Source organism: Robinsoniella sp., from assembly GCF_034124845.1.
In genome coordinates, this window is the sequence record NZ_JAWYAJ010000525.1 from 24326 (window position 1) to 43145 (window position 18820).

Annotated in this window: 10 protein-coding genes; all 10 read left to right on the forward strand. The window is 42.5% G+C overall.

The genetic code is table 11. From position 1 onward, the window contains the following. The first annotated feature begins 24 nt into the window (after positions 1–24). The 10 genes from ACH2DQ_RS26190 (at position 25) to glmS (ending at position 18756) form a co-directional block, all read left to right on the forward strand. Positions 25–3069, forward strand: a complete 3045-nt coding sequence (locus ACH2DQ_RS26190; RefSeq protein WP_394913496.1) for a glycosyltransferase family 2 protein — start codon at positions 25–27, stop codon at positions 3067–3069. 36 nt (positions 3070–3105) lie between these two features. Then, positions 3106–5553: a glycosyltransferase gene (locus ACH2DQ_RS26195; protein WP_394913495.1), complete on the forward strand. Its 2448-nt coding sequence runs from the start codon at positions 3106–3108 to the stop codon at positions 5551–5553. A 108-nt stretch (positions 5554–5661) separates the two neighbouring features. Beyond that, entirely contained in the window at positions 5662–8400 is a 2739-nt protein-coding gene (locus ACH2DQ_RS26200; protein WP_394913494.1) for a YfhO family protein, read from the forward strand. A gap of 140 nt (positions 8401–8540) precedes the next feature. After that, positions 8541–9722, forward strand: a complete 1182-nt coding sequence (gene rffA / locus ACH2DQ_RS26205; RefSeq protein ID WP_394913493.1) for a dTDP-4-amino-4,6-dideoxygalactose transaminase — start codon at positions 8541–8543, stop codon at positions 9720–9722. Continuing rightward, positions 9703–11679 carry a glycosyltransferase gene (locus tag ACH2DQ_RS26210; RefSeq protein ID WP_394913603.1) on the forward strand — a complete coding sequence of 659 codons (1977 nt, stop codon included), beginning with the start codon at positions 9703–9705 and terminating at the stop codon, positions 11677–11679. The genes rffA and ACH2DQ_RS26210 overlap by 20 nt, the downstream gene beginning before the upstream one ends. 46 nt (positions 11680–11725) lie before the next feature. Further along, the gene (locus ACH2DQ_RS26215) at positions 11726–12688 is read left to right on the forward strand and encodes a glycosyltransferase family 2 protein (protein ID WP_394913492.1); all 963 of its coding nucleotides are present in this window, start codon (positions 11726–11728) and stop codon (positions 12686–12688) included. Positions 12689–12788: 100 nt separating this feature from the next. Beyond that, positions 12789–14189, forward strand: a complete 1401-nt coding sequence (locus ACH2DQ_RS26220; RefSeq protein ID WP_394913491.1) for an undecaprenyl-phosphate glucose phosphotransferase — start codon at positions 12789–12791, stop codon at positions 14187–14189. A gap of 166 nt (positions 14190–14355) precedes the next feature. Then, complete coding sequence (locus ACH2DQ_RS26225) at positions 14356–15756, forward strand: LCP family protein (protein ID WP_395028648.1); 1401 nt, start codon at positions 14356–14358, stop codon at positions 15754–15756. Between the two features lie 4 nt (positions 15757–15760). After that, a complete protein-coding gene (locus ACH2DQ_RS26230; RefSeq protein ID WP_394913489.1) occupies positions 15761–16699 on the forward strand; it encodes a glycosyltransferase family 2 protein in 939 nt (312 codons plus the stop codon). 230 nt (positions 16700–16929) lie between these two features. Next, positions 16930–18756, forward strand: a complete 1827-nt coding sequence (glmS, locus tag ACH2DQ_RS26235) for a glutamine--fructose-6-phosphate transaminase (isomerizing) (protein ID WP_394913488.1) — start codon at positions 16930–16932, stop codon at positions 18754–18756. Positions 18757–18820: the final 64 nt, after the last annotated feature.

Consider the following 18820-nt stretch of genomic DNA (forward strand, 5'->3'; position numbering starts at 1 on the left):
TCCAGAAAGGAACAAAAAATTATTATGAAAAAAGTGGTATATTCCAAATTTTCAAATGAACGAAGTAAAGCATTTGATATTCGTACAGATATCCTGATTGACGAACATAAGAAAAAGACAGTCCGGAAGGTACCCTGTTATGAAGAGGGAATTTCTCATGTCAATAATATAAAGAGATGGTACGATGAACTGTCCAGTATGTTTCAGGGCACAAAGATTTCGGTTAATCACTGTGCATTGACAGAAGAAGGTGTAGAACTGGAATATCTGGAGGGGATGTATACTTTAGAAGAGGGTCTGCATCATCTGTGGCAGTCCGGCAAGAAAGAAAAAGCCATGAAGTATCTGAATATCTATATTGAAATTATTCGTGAGAGTGCTACAGAGCCTTTTAAAATGACGGATGAATTCAGAGAAATTTTTGGTGCGCCAAATCTTCCAAAAGACCTGTATTCCATGCCGGTATCGGATATAGACATGGTACTGGGCAATATTTTGGTGGGCAAAGGCTGGAATCTGATCGATTATGAATGGACCTTTGACTTTCCTATTCCGGTTGACTTTGTAATTTTCCGTGTTATTCACTATTTTCTACACGGTAATGAAGATATATCGAAGCACGATCTGGCACCTTATTTTCAGGAGGAAGGGATCTCTCCCGATCTGATACCGGTCTATCTGGAAATGGAAAAATCTTTTCAGGATTATGTAGTACGGGGACATGTGCCAATTCGTGAGATGTACAGCTCTATCTCCCAGGGATTTATTGACCTGAGAGGTGATGGGCTGGGAGTGAATTATCATCCTAAGACGAAGTTTGTAAGTACCCTATATTATGCGGGGGGAGAAGTCTTTTCTGAAGACCGGTCCGAACATCAGAAGTTATATTTAGATAAAGACGGCTGTTTTTCAGTTACTTTTAAGATAGAGAATCCGGGTGACATCAGAGCTCTTCGATGGGACCCGCTGGAACGGGAAATCTGCCGCTGCAGAATTGACAAAGTTATTTCGGAGTGTATGACACAGATTGAGCCGATCAATGGATTTTGTCAGGGGGACGGGGATGTTTTCTGGGATTATGATCCTGCGTATATGATCCATGGAAATTTTAAAGAACTTCATACTATTACAATTCAGGGACATATTGATATTCTGGATGAACGGGAACTGGTTAAAAATCTGGCGGCCCAGAGAAAAGAATTGGTGACATTGCGGGAGAAAGCAAGGAACTATCATGATAAGGGAAAAGAACTGCAGAATCAGCTGTATGCCCTGAAACAGACAAAAGGCTTCCAGGCGATGGAAAAAATGCGTACAGCGCGAAACTATGCCAAGTTCAAGGCAAAACAGATGATGCCGCAAAAGCCGGATACGCAAGTGGTAAAACCGAAAACCCCATACCAGAACTGGTTTGAAGCACAGCTTCCTACGGTGGCACAGTTAGAGAACCAGAGAAAGCATCAGTTTATCTATGAGCCGGTGATCAGCATTTTAGTTCCCACATATCATACACCGCTGAAGTATCTCCATGAGATGATCGGTTCCGTTCAGTCACAGACCTATGGAAAATGGGAATTGTGTATTGCAGACGGCAGCTGCGGGAATAAAGAACTGGAAGAAGCTTTAGAGTCCTATGCGAAAAAGGATCCCAGAATTAAATATGTTCTGCTGGACAGCAATAAGGGCATTTCCGAGAATACCAATGGTGCGGTTCCACTGGCGACCGGTGATTATATTGCGCTTCTGGATCATGATGATGTCCTGGCACCGAACGCTCTGAGTGAAATGGTGCAGGCACTGCAGGATAAGAAGACGGATATCGTTTATTCGGATGAAGATAAGGTGAATGCAGATCTATCCGAACACATGGATCCCAATCTGAAGCCGGACTTTAGTCTGGATCTGCTGCGTTCCCATAATTATATCACCCATCTTTTTGTTGTAAAAAGTACGATTTTCCATGAAGTGGGCGGATTTCGAAAAGAATTTGACGGTGCCCAGGACTATGATCTGATGTTCCGTTGTATCGAAAAGGCAAAGGTGATTAAGCATGTGCCTAAAATTTTATATTATTGGAGAATGCACAGCAATTCCACCGCTGAGAATCCGGAAAGCAAAATGTATGCATACGAAGCGGGAAGAAAAGCCATAGAGGAACATCTGAAACGTGTTGGTGTAAAAGCGGATGTGGAAAGAATGGATCTCTGGGGAATGAACCATGTAAAATACCATACGCCGGGAGATCCCCTGGTTTCTATCATTATTCCAAATAAAGACCATAGCAAAGACCTGGATCTTTGCGTGCGCTCTATCCAGGATCGGAGCAATTATAAAAATATTGAATTTATTATTGTGGAAAATAACAGTGAAAAGAAAGAGACTTTCTCCTACTATGAGAAACTGCAGCAGGAGTTTCAAAATGTCCATGTGGTTACCTGGGAAAGTGGTTTTAATTATTCAGCCATCAATAACTTTGGTGTAAAGCATGCAAAAGGGGATTATCTGCTGTTTTTAAACAATGATACGGAATTAATCAGCGAGGACGGCATTCGGGAAATGCTGGGCTGCTGTATGCGAAAAGAAGTCGGATGCGTTGGTGCGAAATTGCTGTTTGCGGATGATACAGTTCAGCACGCCGGCATTGTACTGGGATTTGGAGGATTTGCAGGACATGTCTTTTCCGGAATCGGGAAGGATGATCTTGGATTTATGCTCCGGCCTGTTATTAACTGTAATTACAGTGCGGTAACGGCTGCATGTATGATGGTTCGCCGCGAGGTATTCGAAGAAGTAGGATGTTTTAATGAAGATTTTGCCGTAGCGTTAAATGACGTGGAATTCTGTATGAAAGTACGGGAGAAAAAGTATCTGATCGTTTATAATGCTTTTTCTCTATGGCATCATTACGAATCCAAATCCAGAGGCTACGAGGATACGCCGGAAAAACAGGAGCGTTTCCAGAGAGAGGTAGAGAAGTTCCGTTCTGTATGGGGACCTGTTGTAGATGCAGGGGATCCTTATTACAATGAGAACTTCTCAGTAAACCGCGCGCCGTTTACCCTTTGGTAAGCGGCAGTATGCGGTAATGAATTTAGGAGGATACGGATGGACAGATTATTTAATGTACAGATAGCCAGATTTCATCTGGAACACAGGGACTGCTATGTATTGCAGGGAATTTGTGAAGGAGATGAAATCACCGGTAAGAATATTTTTGCATATATGGACCGGGAGCGGCTTCCCGTGAAAATAACGGACTTATCGGGGATAGAGGTGCGGAAAAAATATCTGGCTAAGGGGCTGGAGATTGACCGGGAATATTTTATATGGATTAAACTTCCGAAAGAAATCGGTTCCTATAAGAAATTATCCGTATTCCAAAAGGTGGAAGAGGAACAGAAGCAGATTTACCGGCTTCCGGCTTCCAATCTTTTAAAACAGCAAAAGGAAGTAAACTTCTGTATCGATGCCATCAGCGAAGGTTCCGGAGGCAAAATGTCCGTCAGCGGATGGGCGGCATCGAAAGAGCCTTGTCAAATTAAAGTACAGGACAAAAAAGGCGCCAAGATAGAAGCAGAAATAAAATACCACCAGCGTGTGGATTTAGCTGGTAATTTTCCGGAGGGGCAGCTCTGCAGTCAGGCAGGCTTCCAGATAGAATATCAGAAGCCTGCCACCGCAAAGGTAAAGATCACGGTATCGGCATGTGGACTTCAGTCCGGCTATACGGTGGGTTCTTCCGCTGCCGGAAAGGCAGGACAGCCTTCTTATTTTACGAAAGGCATGGCATATCTGAAACGAAACGGCCTGGAGCGTGCTATTAAGCGCACAATAGAAAAAGTAATGCGTGTGGATCTGCATATCGAAGAGAACTATGGAAAATGGCGGAAGAAACACCTGATTTCCAGAGAGGAATTAGAGGAACAAAGACGTACCAAGTTCGAGCTAAGACCGCTGATCAGTATAGTGGTTCCATTATATAAGACACCGATTCCCTATTTGAAAGAATTTGTGGAATCCGTGCAAAATCAGACTTACGAAAATTTTGAATTATGTCTTTCCGATGGCAGCGGGGAGGATTCGCCTCTTACCGAGACATTGAATGAATTGCAGAAAAAGGATTCCAGAATTAAGGTAATCTATACAAAAAGGCAGATGCAGATTTCAGAAAATACCAATTGTGCAATTCAGATTGCAACGGGCAATTATATTGCGTTTGCAGACCATGATGATCTGCTGGCGCCAAATGCACTGTTTGAGTGTATAAAAGCGATAAATGAAAATTCCCGTATTGACGTGCTCTATACGGATGAAGATAAAATCACCATGAATGGAAAAGAATATTTCCAGCCCCATTTCAAATCAGATTTTAACATAGATTTACTATGCAGTATGAATTACATCAGCCATTTATTTGTTGTAAAAAAAGAGCTTTTAAAACAGGTCGGCTGTCTGCGGCAGGAATTTGACGGAGCACAGGATTATGACTTTATTTTAAGATGTGTGGAGCAGGCAAAAGAGATCTGCCATATTCCAAAAGCACTTTATCATTGGCGTGCCCACAAGGATTCCACGGCTGAAAACCCGGAGAGCAAGCTCTATGCATTTGAGGCGGGAAAACGCGCAGTTCAGGCCCATTATGACAGAGTAGGCATCGAAGCAGTTGTTACAAACGGGGAATATCTGGGGTTATATAAGACCAGATTTGTCATACCGGATGAGAAGCCGTTGATTTCGATTATTATTCCGAATAAAGACCATTCTGCTGATCTGGATAAATGTGTCCAATCTATTTTAACCAAATCGGCTTATCCCAATATAGAATTTATTATTGTGGAAAATAACAGTACGGAAAAAGAAACATTTGAATATTACCGGAGACTGGAGGCAGAGCATGAGTGTGTGCATGTAGTCTTCTGGGAAGATGTATTTAATTACTCCGGTATCAATAATTTTGGTGTTCGGCATGCAAAAGGAGAATACCTGCTGTTTTTAAATAATGACACGGAGATTATCAATAGAGACTGCCTGGAAGAAATGCTGGGCTATTGTAAACGTGATGATGTGGGAGCCGTGGGAGCCAGGCTGTATTTTGAGGATAATACCATTCAGCATGCAGGTGTTATCATTGGCTTTGGCGGAATCGCAGGTCATGCGTTTATCGGCAGTTTACGGGGAGATAACGGATATTTTTCCAGAATTATCTGTGCTGCTGATTTGAGTGCGGTAACAGCGGCATGCATGATGGTAAAAAGAAGTGTGTTTGATGAGACTGGCGGGTTTGACGAGCAACTTCAGGTTGCGTTTAATGACATTGACTTCTGTCTCAAAGTCAGGTCACTTGGTAAGTTAGTGGTGTATAACCCATATGCAGAGCTTTATCATTATGAATCCAAATCCAGGGGATATGAGGATACTCCGGATAAAGTACAGCGTTTTAACAGGGAAGCCAACGTATTTCTGCGGAAATGGCCGGATATTCTGGAAAAAGGAGATCCGTATTACAACGTGAATTTATCGCTGGACAAGGCGGATTTCTCGTTGAAAGTTTAAGTGGCAGTATCGTATGCCGGTCAATATTGCAGCAGCAGGCTTTTGTCATTTCAATTTGGCGGCTGCCCCAATTTTGGCACAGCACATGCAATATAAAGGGAGGAACGTATGGTACAGGGGAAAAATACAAGCAGTTTTAAGACGGCAGGAATTCTGAGCCTGATCATTTTAGGTGCCTGCCTACTTGTTTTTCAGAGTTATCTATTTGGAAATGAAACCTTTGTCTTTGGAGACATCGGTTCTGATACAAAGCAGCAGTATCTGATGCAGTACAATACCATCGTAAATCATTTGCGAAATGGAAGTTTCTCACTGTGGGATTTCAATAACGGATTTGGGGTAAATATGTTTGGCTTAAATCTGACGGATCCTTTTCTGATGGTGCTTTACCTGCTGGGCGTGGTATTTGGGCCGGAGCATCTGGCATCTTATCTGGTCTACTTCCAGATTCTGAAGATCGTGCTTGCAGGGATTGCTGTATACTATTATTTATCCTGTTTTTCACTATCGGAATATGGGAAGTTGCTTGCTGGATTTATGTATGCATTCAGCGGTTTCATGGTAGTATGGGGACAGCATTACCAGTTTGCAACAGTAGTGGTGTTCTTTCCGCTGCTGTTATTCTGTTTAGAGAAAACACTGGTTGGGAAAAAATATAAGCTGCTGCTTGCGGCAGTCTGTGGCATCATTGTTTTTGGAAGCTTATACTGGGGCTATATGTGTCTGCTGGGAGGCGGTATCTATTTGTGTTTCCGGCTGGTGCAGCTGAATGGCAGAAAAATCAAAGAAAAAATCGTGTTATTAATCAGTGACGGCTGCTTTATGCTGTTGGGTGTGGGAATGGGAGCGATCAATCTATTCCCGGTTGCAGCACTGCTATTTGGAACCAGTGCAAGACTGGATGCGACCACAAGCCTGTCACAACGTCTGCTGGAGTCTGTGAGTTTATGGCCGAAAGATTACTATAAGACCGCAATATACAATCTGTTTTCCAGTAACATGCAGTCGGGATCCACTTACTCCTACAGTGGCTTTTCAAATTATTATGAAGACATTCATTTGTTTATGTCCACCTTGTTTGTCATTTTGCTGTTCCAGTATTTATTTACCATTCACAGACAGAATACAAATAAAAAGCATAAAATAACCCAGTATGCGGCAGTTGCACTGATTGCTCTGTGCATCGGGCTTAAATGCGGCAGCATTGTCTTTAATGGGTTTTCATATGAATTTTCCAGGCACAGCTTTTTATTCATGCCGCTTTTTGCACTGGTCAGCGCGATGATGCTGGATCGCATTATTCAGGAGAAAAAGTTAAATATTTTGGGGCTTGCAGCAGCCAGCCTTGGAATGTTGGCGGTATATGGCAAGGCTTATACTTATCTGGGGGAAGCAGGCTACGCAGAAAACGCTTTTTACATGCTGGTAAGCGGAATCGGCATGGCGGTGATTCTCTGGTTGTTTGTACAGAAAAAGTGGAAGGTGCCCTCCGGGAATCTCTACCTGATGCTGGCGGTACTGCTTTTCTTTAACATCACCAGCGATACGGCATTGAACTATAGAAACCGGGACACCGTTAAGAAAGATGACGCGTCATATTTTGAAGATACCTATCATTCTTCGGTTGGGGAAGCTCTTGCATATTTAAAATCCATTGATCCTTCCTTTTACCGGGTAGAGAAAGATTTCGTGTCTGCATCCCACAGTATGGATTCACTGGCGCAGTATTATCATGGAGTCAGTACTTATAATTCTACTCAGAACGGGAATATAGCAGCATTTGTGGACCGGGTATGGCCCCAGCTGTATAGTCTGGGAGATATTAATCACTATCAGTTTAAAAATGCAGTTCATGACAGCAGTCTTGCAGCTCTCTGTGATGTGAAATACATCCTGACAAAGACCAATGACTTAAAGGTAGACGGCTATCAGTTTTTGCGTGAAGTGGGAGACATCTATATTTATCGGAATGAAAAGACATCTTCCCTTGGCAAATTTTTTACCAAGACCATGGAAGAACAGGAATTTACAGCCAAACGCAGTCAACTGGATGTGGAGGGGTTATTGTCAGAGGTGCTGGTATTAGATGACCCAGATAGCGAGTTTGACAGTGGAATTAGAATATCGGACGGGCAGTTAAAGAAATATAATAAGAAAAAAGCCGCAGATTTGATTGATTATGATAAAATTGACACATCGGTGTGCCAGGTCTCCGGGAGTGAAATTACTGCCTATGACCAGCATTTTATTAATCTTCCGGTTAATCAAACATCATTTGGAAAATATCAGAGAGTTAGGTTTGAATTTACATTAACGGTGGATTTCCCCACCTATGTGGAGATCACTACCAATGATGACCGCCATTATAAAGTATATGTGAGAAAAGATGAACCGAAAGATATCGCTTTTAACATTCTGCCAGAGACTGAAAAGATCACGATACAGATTAATGAAGGTAAGGTGAATGCAAAGCTGACGAATGTGGCAGCATATGGATACAAGGATGCAATTGCATATAATGAAGAAGCGAAAATTGAATTTACAGATCCCATAAGGGACAGCATGCTTACAGGCAGTATAGAAGTGCCTGAGGACGGCATGGTGATGTTGGCAATTCCTTTTGAAAAAGGGTGGTCTGTATATTTAGATGGAATCAAGCAGGAAATAAAAAGGGCAGACTATGGATTTATTGCTTTTCAGACACCCGCTGGCAGCCACGAGGTCAAAGTTGTTTTTGAGGCTCCTTTCTTTAAAGCAGGTGTAATCGTAAGCATGATCAGCTGTATCATATTTATTTCAATGCTGATATGGAACATTCGAAAGCGTTCAGGCAGGTATGCGCACTGACTGCGCATACGGTAAGACAGTGATTTAGGAGTGCAAAAATCCCATCGCACTAGCGATTATGAATGGATTTTTGCAGTAACAGGGCAGCTTGTCTGAACTGTTACGAACATAAGGATAAGCAGAGAAAGAAGAGTAGTGAAATGATAGATTTTAATGTACCACCATTTACAGGAAAAGAACTGGATTATATAAAAGAAGCGATTGATGCAAAGAAAATCAGCGGAGACGGAAAGTTTACCAGGCAGTGTTCACGGTGGATGGAAGAGCGTTTTAATGTAAAACATACACTGCTCACCACATCCTGTACTCATGCACTTGAAATGGCGGCTTTCCTGGCTGGAATCATGCCGGGAGACGAGGTGATAATGCCGGCATATACATTTGTATCCACAGCGGATGCTTTTGTACTGCAGGGCGCCAAACTGGTATTTGTGGATATTCGGCCCGAAACTATGAATATGGACGAACGGCTGATCGAAGCAGCGATAACGGAAAAAACAAAAGCTATTGTACCGGTTCATTATGCCGGGGTTGCATGTGCCATGGACGAAATTATGGCAATTGCGGGAAAACACCATCTGGTTGTAATTGAAGACGCGGCACAGGGCGTGGATGCTTATTATAAAGGCACGGCACTTGGCACAATCGGGGATTTTGGCTGTTACAGTTTTCATGAGACGAAAAATTATTCTATGGGAGAAGGCGGAGCAATTTTATTCCAAATGGATGAATATCGTGAAAAAGCGGAAATACTAAGAGAAAAGGGAACGAATCGGAGTAAGTTTTTCCGGGGACAGATTGATAAATATACCTGGGTGAATTATGGATCGTCCTATCTGCCAAGTGATATGAATGCTGCATATCTCTATGCACAGCTGGAAATAGCGGATGAAATTACCAGGGACAGAATGAAAAGTTATGAATATTACCAGGTTGGCTTAAAAGAGCTGGCGGACCAGGGATATATCCGTCAGCCGTGGGTGCCGGAATATGCTGAACACAATGCCCATATGTACTATATTAAAGTGGAAAGCCTGGAAGTGAGAAGCAGATTAATCGACTATCTTCACGAGAATGGCATACATAGTGTATTTCATTATATTCCTCTGCATACGGCGCCTGCAGGTATCCGGTTTGGACGGTTTTCGGGAGAAGACCGCTATACTACCGCGGAAAGTGAACGCCTGTTGCGGCTTCCGATGTATTATCGCCTGGAGGAAAAGGATTTGGAACATGTGGTAAAAACAATCAAACGCTTCTTCAAAGGAAGTGATATTATTGCAGGTCAGACTGCAATAAGTGATGGGGACAAAAATGAGTAAACATGCAAAGGTTGACTGGAGAAAGCTGTTAGCACGGCTTTCACCATATAATATAAAAAAGGCTTGCCTTTATCTGAAGCATTATGGTTTCAAAGAATTTACCGTAAAGCTTACAGAGCGTTTTGAACATTCTGATGTGGACTATTCCGACTGGTTTGAACGGCATAGAGCCACAGCCGAAGAACTGGAACGGCAGAGAAAACAAAACTGGAAGGATCCGGTAGTAATCAGCGTTGTGGTGCCGGTTTACCGGACACCGGAGTTGTTTCTGCGCCAGATGATTGAGTCGGTGCTGGAACAGAGCTATCCCCACTGGGAATTGTGCATTGCTGACGGCAGCGGTGACGATCTGCAGACCGGTAAGATCATTGCAGAATATATAAAAAAGGATTCCAGAATCCGATATGAGAAACTGGAAAAGAATCTGGGGATTGCAGATAATACCAATGCGGCATTTGCCATGGCAAAAGGAGATTTCCTTGCGTTATTTGACCATGATGACCTTCTGGCACCAAATGCGTTGTATGAGGTAGCATTGGCAATCCAGAAAAATAAAGAGGCAGAGGTTATCTATACAGATGAAGACAAAGTAACCTCGGACTTGTCGGAACATTTCCAGCCTCATTTTAAACCGGACTTTAACCTGGATCTGTTAAGATCCAACAACTATATCTGCCATTTGTTTGTGGTAAAGAGAAGCCTGGTGGAAAAAGCAGGTGGACTAAACAGTGCATTTGAAGGTGCACAGGACTATGACTTTGTATTCCGCTGTATGGAAGAGGCAAGCAAGGATGCAGGGTCTGGATGCAGCGGTAATAATAAACAGCTGTTACCGGATAATGATAAAAGTATACCGGTCCGGTTGGCAGGATGCAGAGCAAGAAAAGTCATCCATATTCCCCGGGTACTTTATCACTGGAGGATCCACAAGGCGTCCACGGCAGATAATCCTGCCAGCAAAGCTTATGCTTTTGATGCCGGAAAACGGGCTATAGAAGCGCATCTGAACCGGTGCGGGGTAAAAGGCAGCGTCAGTCATACGAAAGATATGGGATTTTACCGGGTAACTTATGAAGTGACATCCAAGCCGCTGGTATCTATTATTATTCCAAACAAAGATCATGTGGAGATCCTAAAGAGCTGTCTAACTTCCATCCGGGAAAAGACAACTTATCCAAATTATGAGATTATTATTGTAGAAAATAACAGTAAAGATGAAAAAACATTTGCATTTTATAAAAATTTGGATGGACAAAAAGGGATTCAGGTAGTATATTGGGACAAGGTATGTAGCCATACCTCGGAATGTAGCCATACCTCGGAATGTAGCTTTAATTATTCGGCGATCAATAATTTTGGAATTGCTAAATCTTCAGGCGAGTACATCATCTGCCTGAATAATGACATTACGGTCATAACACCGGGATGGATAGAAGAATTTTTGGGACATGGAATGAGAGAAGAGGTAGGCATAGTAGGCGCAAGGCTTTATTATCCCGATGATACGATTCAGCATGCCGGAATTGTCCTGGGAATCGGCGGAATAGCGGGCAGTATGTTTACCGGCCTGCCCAGAAGCCATAGCGGCTATCTGCATAAAGCAAGGCTGCAGCAGGATTTAAGCGCAGTTACGGCTGCATGTATGATGTTTAGGCGCACTGTCTATGAAGAAGCAGGCGGATTTGAAGAGAAACTGGCGGTTGCTTTTAATGATGTGGATTTTTGCCTGAAGGTGGGAAGAGCCGGTTATCTTGTGGTCTACGATCCCTTTGTGGAGATGTACCATCATGAGTCAAAGACTCGGGGACCGGAAGATACCAAGGAGAAAGTAAGGCGTTTCCAGTCGGAGATTGAATATATGAGAAGCCATTGGATATCCCTGCTAAAGCAGGGTGATCCTTATTATAATCCTAATTTTTCTTTGAAAACCTGGAATTATGAATTGAAAAATGACTAGTGCGGCGCTGCCGTACTGGCCGGAAATAGCGTATGAGGACTAGTTTATGTGTAAAGTATCAGTGGTGATACCAAATTTTAATGGAATGGTTTATCTGGATGAATGTCTGGATTCACTGCGCAGGCAGACGGAGAAAGACTTTGAGGTCCTTCTGGTGGATAACGGGTCCGATGACGGCAGTATTTCATATGTGAAAGAAAAATATCCGGAAGTGAAGTGTATTGTATTAAATAGAAACTATGGTTTCTGCAGAGCGGTGAATACAGGAATTAAGAAGGCAAAGGCCCCTTATGTAATACTGCTGAACAATGATACTAAAGCAGAAGCGGATTTTGTGGAAGCTCTGCTGGCTGATATGGAAATGCATCCGGGCTGTTTTTCCAGCCAGGCGAAATTACTGCAGATGCATAACCCCACGCTGATGGATGACGGAGGCAATTATTACTGCGCTTTGGGATGGGCATTTGCCTGGGGAAAAGATATGCCGGCAATCCTGTACGATGAGCCTCGCAGAATTTTTGCATCCTGTGCAGCAGCAGCCATATACCGAAAAAGTGTCTTTGCAGAGATTGGATATTTTGATGAAATGCATTATGCATATCTGGAAGATATTGATATCGGATACCGGGCAAGAATTGAAGGGTATGAGAATCGATACGCACCGGGTGCTGTCGTACATCATGTGGGAAGCGGAACTACCGGTTCCAGATATAACGAATTTAAAATCGGCTACTCAGCCAGAAATAATATTTATTTAGTTTATAAAAACATGCCTTTTCTGCAAATACTATTCAATATACCTTTCTTAATTGCGGGTATACTGGTGAAAACAGTATTTTTTGGCTGCAAAGGATATTTAAAAGAGTATTTACAGGGAATCTGGAAAGGCTTTGCACTGGCGGCAAAAGGAAGTAAAGTTAAATTTAAAAAGAAAAATATTAAGAATTATGTTAAAATTCAAATTGAATTGTGGATTAATATCATAAAACGTCTGAAAAATACGAGATAAGTTCTAAAAAAGTTAGATATCAAAACGAAAAATGACAGTTGCCCTTTTTAGGGAGATATTGTATTATAGAACGTATGGATAAAGCGAGGAGTGAATAGGAGTGATTAAAGATAATCAAAAGTATTTAAATCGCTTTCATGTTGTAATTGATGGCTGTGTGATTGCGGTCAGTTACGTGGCATCATGGTTTATTCAGTTTTGGATTCTGGAAGATCCGGATATTGGAAAGCTTCCGATGGAAACTTACATGTCTGCATTGATTCCATTAATACCGGGATTGCTGCTGCTTTATTACGCTTTCAGCCTTTATACTCCAAAAAGGGTACAGGGCAGGCGGTTAGAATTTGGTAATATCATGAAAGCAAACAGTATTGCACTGTTGCTGTTTATACTTATTTTATATATGATACATGAAAACAACTTTTCGCGAAAGATGCTTTTCATTTTCTATGGCCTGAACATCGGCATGGAAATTCTGGTTCGCTATTTTATACGTAAAGTATTAATGAATATGCGGGCAAAGGGAATGAATCTGAAGCATATTATTCTGGTTGGATACAGCCGGGCGGCAGAAGAATTTGTGGACCGGGTAAAAGAAAATCCCCAGTGGGGTTATCTGATTAGAGGTATCCTGGATGATAATGTGGAAAGCGGAACCATGTATAAAGGAATTAAGGTAATCGGGCGGATTGATAATCTGCTGGTAATTCTGCCTCAGAACAGACTGGATGAGATTGCGATTACACTTGGACTGAATGAATATTACAAACTGGAACGGATTGTTTCCCTGTGTGAAAAGTCAGGTGTCCATACAAAATTTATACCGGATTATAATAATATAATTCCCACCAAACCCTATACCGAAGATCTTCTGGGACTCCCGGTTGTAAATATCCGGCATGTCCCGCTTACAAATACATTTAACATGATGGTAAAAAGAGCGGTTGATATTCTGGGAGGAACCTGTGCAATCATTTTGTTCTCTCCAATCATGTTAATCGTAACCGGAGTCATTAAACTGACTTCTCCGGGGCCTCTCATCTTTAAGCAGGAGAGGGTAGGGCTTCACAATAAGCCATTTATGATGTACAAGTTCCGGTCCATGGAGGTACAAAAACCAAACACAGAGAAGCGCGCCTGGACCGTAAAAAATGATCCGCGTGTTACCGGGATCGGAAAGTTTATGCGGAAAACCAGTATTGATGAACTTCCGCAGCTTTTTAATGTCCTGAAAGGCGACATGAGCCTGGTGGGTCCAAGGCCGGAGCGGCCGCAATTTGTAGAAAAGTTCAGAGAGGAAATACCTCGTTATATGATAAAGCATCAGGTACGGCCAGGGATGACCGGTTGGGCACAGATTAATGGTTACCGTGGAGACACTTCCATCAGGCGCCGTATAGATTATGACTTGTACTATATTGAAAACTGGACTTTGGGATTGGATATTAAAATCCTTTTTTTGACGATTTTCAAGGGATTTGTCAATAAGAATGCATATTAAAGGTAACAGTTCAGACAGGTATGCGCATTTACTGCGCATACCGTAAGAAAGTGATTCAGAAGTGCAAAAATCCTATCGTGCAAGCGATTATGAATGGATTTTTGCAGTAACAGGTCAGCTCGTCTGAGTTGTTACTATTAAAGATTAATTAGAGAAGGGGAATGAAATGTCAGATCGAAAGAAAAACCGCGAAAGCCAGAATAGAAACCAGGGCCGTCCAAACAATGGTCCGTATCAGAGCGGCCCGTATAATGGCCCATATCAGAACGGACCCTATAACGGACCGAATAACGGATACCAGAACGGACCTTACAACGGACCGAACAACGGACCATACCAGAACGGACCCTACAACGGACCGAATAACGGATACCAGAACGGGCCTTATAACGGACCGGGCAACGGACCATATAACAATGGGCAGTATCAGCAGAATGGACCGTATAACGGGCAGTATCAGAATGGTGCTTATCAGAACGGGCCTTACAATGGTCCGGGAAATGGAGCGCCGTCCGGTGGATATCCGGGAGGAAAAGACAGGAAATCATCCAAGAGAAAAACCAGAAGAAGAGTTATTTTTGTAATTGAAATTCTTGTTCTGCTGCTGCTTGCAGTAGGATTATTTGTGGCTGCCAAATTCAGTAAATTAAAAACAGAAAAGATTGCAGAAGGGGATATCATCATTAACTCCGAGATTCCTTCTGAGCAGGCAGCGGTCATGAAGGGATATCGGAATATAGCGCTGTTTGGAGTGGACTCCAGAGATGCATCCACAACGGATTCCAGAAGTGATACTATTATGATTGCAAGTATTAATAACGAAACCAAAGATATTAAACTGGTTTCCATTTACCGGGATACTTACTTAGACAATACCAACGGCGAATACCGGAAAGCTACCGAGTGTTACCAGTTTGGCGGACCGAAGCGTTCCATGAATATGATTAATAAGAATCTGGATATGGATATCACCGACTATGTAACGGTTAACTTTAATGCGGTTGCAGAGGTGGTAAATGCACTGGGCGGCGTGGAAATCGATATTCAGGAAGATGAGATTGTGCATCTGAACAATTATCAGGTGGAAGGTTCTGAAGTTACGGGATTAGAGATCGTACCCGTAGAATCTACAGGACTTCAGACTTTAAATGGCCTACAGGCATTATCTTACTGCAGAATCCGTTATACAACCGGTGATGACTTTAAGCGTACAGAGCGTCAGAGAACCGTGCTGGAACAGATCTTTAAAAAAGCGAAGACAGCAAACATATTAAAATTAAATGAAATCATTGACAGTGTATTTGATAATATTTCTACAAGTTTAAGTGTTACAGAGATGGCAAGCCTTGCAAAAGACATCGCTGCTTATAACATGAGCGATACTACCGGATTTCCGTTCGAACAGATGCCGGCTAACATAGCAGCAGGTGACTGTGTAGTACCTGTTAATCTGGCTCAGAATGTAAAAGAACTTCATACGTACCTATTTGGCAGCGATGGATATACACCGTCCAATACCGTACAGGAGATCAGCAACAAGATCATTAATGAAACAGGAATTCAATAAACCTATGAAAAATTATACAGTTGATGTAATCATCCCGACTTATAAGCCGGGAAAACAATTTCATAAGCTGATGCAGATATTGTCCGGACAGGACTATCCCATTCATAGTATTCGCATTATGAATACAGAGAAAAAGTATTTCCCGGAGGCCGGTATTTATGAAAAAATGCCAGGGGTGGAAGTGCACCATTTATCTGCAAAGGAATTTAATCATGGCGGCACTAGAGATAGAGCCGCCACGATGTCTGATACGGACATTTTATTGTTTATGACCCAGGATGCCATGCCTAAAGATGAATTTCTGGTTTCATCCCTGGTAAAAGCATTTGACCGGAAATTGGTAGGGGCGGCATATGCCAGACAGCTTCCCAATGAGGACTGTAAGATTATTGAGTGCTACACAAGATCCTTTAATTACGGGGATAAAAGCGTGATTAAATCCAAAGACAATCTACCCGCAATGGGGATTAAGACCTTTTTCTGCTCCAATGTGTGTGCCGCTTACAGAAGAGATTTGTACCTTGCTCTTGGTGGTTTTGAAAAGCATACCATTTTTAATGAAGATATGATTATGGCAGGGAAAATGATTCAATCCGGCAGAGAGATCGCCTATGTGGCGGAAGCTATGGTATATCATTCCCATAACTATGGAAATATCATGCAGTTTAAACGCAATTTTGACCTGGCTGTTTCCCAGGCGGACCATCCCCAGATATTTTCTATGGCAAGTTCCGAAAGTGAAGGGATGCGAATGGTTAAGCAGACCGCAGCATATCTTATAAAAATCCATAAACCATGGCTGATCCCCGATCTGGTCATGAAAAGCGGATTTAAATATCTGGGATACTTCTTTGGTAAAAGATACCGGAAGCTGCCCAGATGGCTGATATTAAAATGTACGATGAGCCCTAATTACTGGACACAGAAGCAAAGTAACCGTTAGAGTGCGTTTGAAAATTCATTCTTGCCATCAGCACGCCCCACTTTGCGGCCTGAATGTGCCTAATTTAGTCTGCGTAGCCCACTACGCGTCCTAAATTTGGCACATCCATCCCACAAACTGGAACGTACAGCTGCCAGAAAGCAATTGTAAAACACGCTCTAGAGTGTGTTTGCAGCTTGCCAAAAGCAATTTGCAAATATGCTCTAAACAAATTATGAGGAGGAATAACTATGTGTGGAATTGTTGGTTATATAGGAGAGAGTCAGGCAGCCCCAATTTTATTGGACGGCTTGTCAAAACTGGAATATCGTGGTTATGATTCTGCTGGAATAGCAGTTTATGATGGTACCTCAATTGAAATGAAGAAATCCACCGGGCGTCTGAAGATTCTGGATGAACTGACACACGGCGGGGCAACGATGCCGGGTATGGCGGGGATTGGACATACGAGATGGGCAACCCATGGTTCGCCTTCTGATGTAAATGCACATCCCCATTTTAATAAAGATGCATCTATTGTAGTTGTACATAATGGAATTATTGAGAATTATTTAAAGCTTAAGAAAAAACTCCAGTCCAAAGGGTATGAATTTTTATCAGAGACAGATACAGAAGTAATAGCCCATCTGCTGGATTATTATTATAAAGGTGACCCGTTAGAGGCCATTACGAAAATTATGCACCGTGTAGAGGGCTCCTATGCTCTTGGAATTATGTTTAAAGAGCATCCGGGTGAAATCTATGCAGTTCGTAAGGACAGCCCCTTAATCGTGGGACACAGCAAAGATGGCAATCTGATCGCTTCTGATGTTCCGGCAGTGTTAAAATACACCAGGAATGTTTATTTTATTCAGAACGAAGAAATTGCCATGCTGACAAAAGACGGCATGACCTTCTACAATATTGATGAAGAAGAGATTGATAAAGAATCCACAGAAATACAGTGGGATATCAGCGCTGCGGAAAAGGGCGGATATGAGCATTTCATGTTAAAAGAAATGTACGAACAGCCAAAAGCGGTTACTGATACCCTGAATCCAAGAATTAAAGGAAATGAAATCGTAATCGAAGAGCTGGGCATGACCGATGAAGAAATAAAGGCAATCCGTAAAATTTATATTATTGCCTGCGGTTCCGCTTATCACACCGGTGTAACGGCAAAATATGTGTTTGAAGGCCTGGCGAGGATTCCGGTAGAAGTGGATCTGGCTAGTGAATTCCGTTACCGTAATCCTATATTTGAGCCGGATACCATGGCAATTATCGTCAGCCAGTCAGGAGAAACAGCCGATTCTCTGGCAGCTCTGCGTGAAGCAAAAGCACATGGCATTAAGGTACTGGGAATTGTCAATGTCGTGGGGAGCTCCATAGCAAGGGAAGCTGATAACGTGATGTACACCTGGGCAGGCCCGGAAATAGCAGTAGCTACCACAAAGGCATACAGCACCCAGCTGATTGCACATTATCTTCTGGCTCTTAAGTTTGCCCAGGTAAGGGGGAAAGTGACATCAAGCCAGATGGAAGAGTATATAAGGGAACTGAAAAGGCTCCCCGCGCAGATCGAAATGCTTTTGAATAACAAAGAGAAGATCCAGCGCTTTGCTAACCGTTATATAGCGGCAAAGGACGTGTTCTTTATCGGAAGAGGAATAGATTATGCCATTTCACTGGAAGGTTCCTTAAAGCTGAAAGAAATCTCTTATATCCATTCAGAAGCCTATGCGGCAGGTGAGTTAAAGCATGGCACCATATCCCTGATCGAAGAAGGAACCCTGGTGGCAGCAGTGCTCACTCAGGAAGACCTTTATAAAAAAATGATCAGCAATATGCAGGAAGTAAAGACAAGAGGGGCATTTCTTCTGGCTGTGACCAATGCAGACCACACCGATGCAGAAAAAACAGCGGACTATGTAATCTACATTCCCAAGACAAACCAGTATTTTGCTAATTCACTGGCGATTATTCCGCTGCAGCTGTTCGGCTACTATGTAGCCTTGGGCAAAGGCTGTGACGTAGATAAACCAAGAAATCTTGCAAAATCGGTTACCGTAGAATAATGATATAAAACTAGAGCGTGTTTGAAAATTGCTACACCTTGGTCATTTTAACCAAATTAATATT

Bases quoted from the DNA above. Each gene is read 5' to 3' on its own strand.
- rffA (WP_394913493.1), top strand. From the start codon at position 8,541: ATGATAGATTTTAATGTACCACCATTTACAGGAAAAGAACTGGATTAT.
- ACH2DQ_RS26225 (WP_395028648.1), top strand. From the start codon at position 14,356: ATGTCAGATCGAAAGAAAAACCGCGAAAGCCAGAATAGAAACCAGGGC.
- ACH2DQ_RS26210 (WP_394913603.1), top strand. From the start codon at position 9,703: ATGGGGACAAAAATGAGTAAACATGCAAAGGTTGACTGGAGAAAGCTG.
- ACH2DQ_RS26200 (WP_394913494.1), top strand. From the start codon at position 5,662: ATGGTACAGGGGAAAAATACAAGCAGTTTTAAGACGGCAGGAATTCTG.
- glmS (WP_394913488.1), top strand. From the start codon at position 16,930: ATGTGTGGAATTGTTGGTTATATAGGAGAGAGTCAGGCAGCCCCAATT.
- ACH2DQ_RS26215 (WP_394913492.1), top strand. From the start codon at position 11,726: ATGTGTAAAGTATCAGTGGTGATACCAAATTTTAATGGAATGGTTTAT.
- ACH2DQ_RS26190 (WP_394913496.1), top strand. From the start codon at position 25: ATGAAAAAAGTGGTATATTCCAAATTTTCAAATGAACGAAGTAAAGCA.
- ACH2DQ_RS26230 (WP_394913489.1), top strand. From the start codon at position 15,761: ATGAAAAATTATACAGTTGATGTAATCATCCCGACTTATAAGCCGGGA.
- ACH2DQ_RS26195 (WP_394913495.1), top strand. From the start codon at position 3,106: ATGGACAGATTATTTAATGTACAGATAGCCAGATTTCATCTGGAACAC.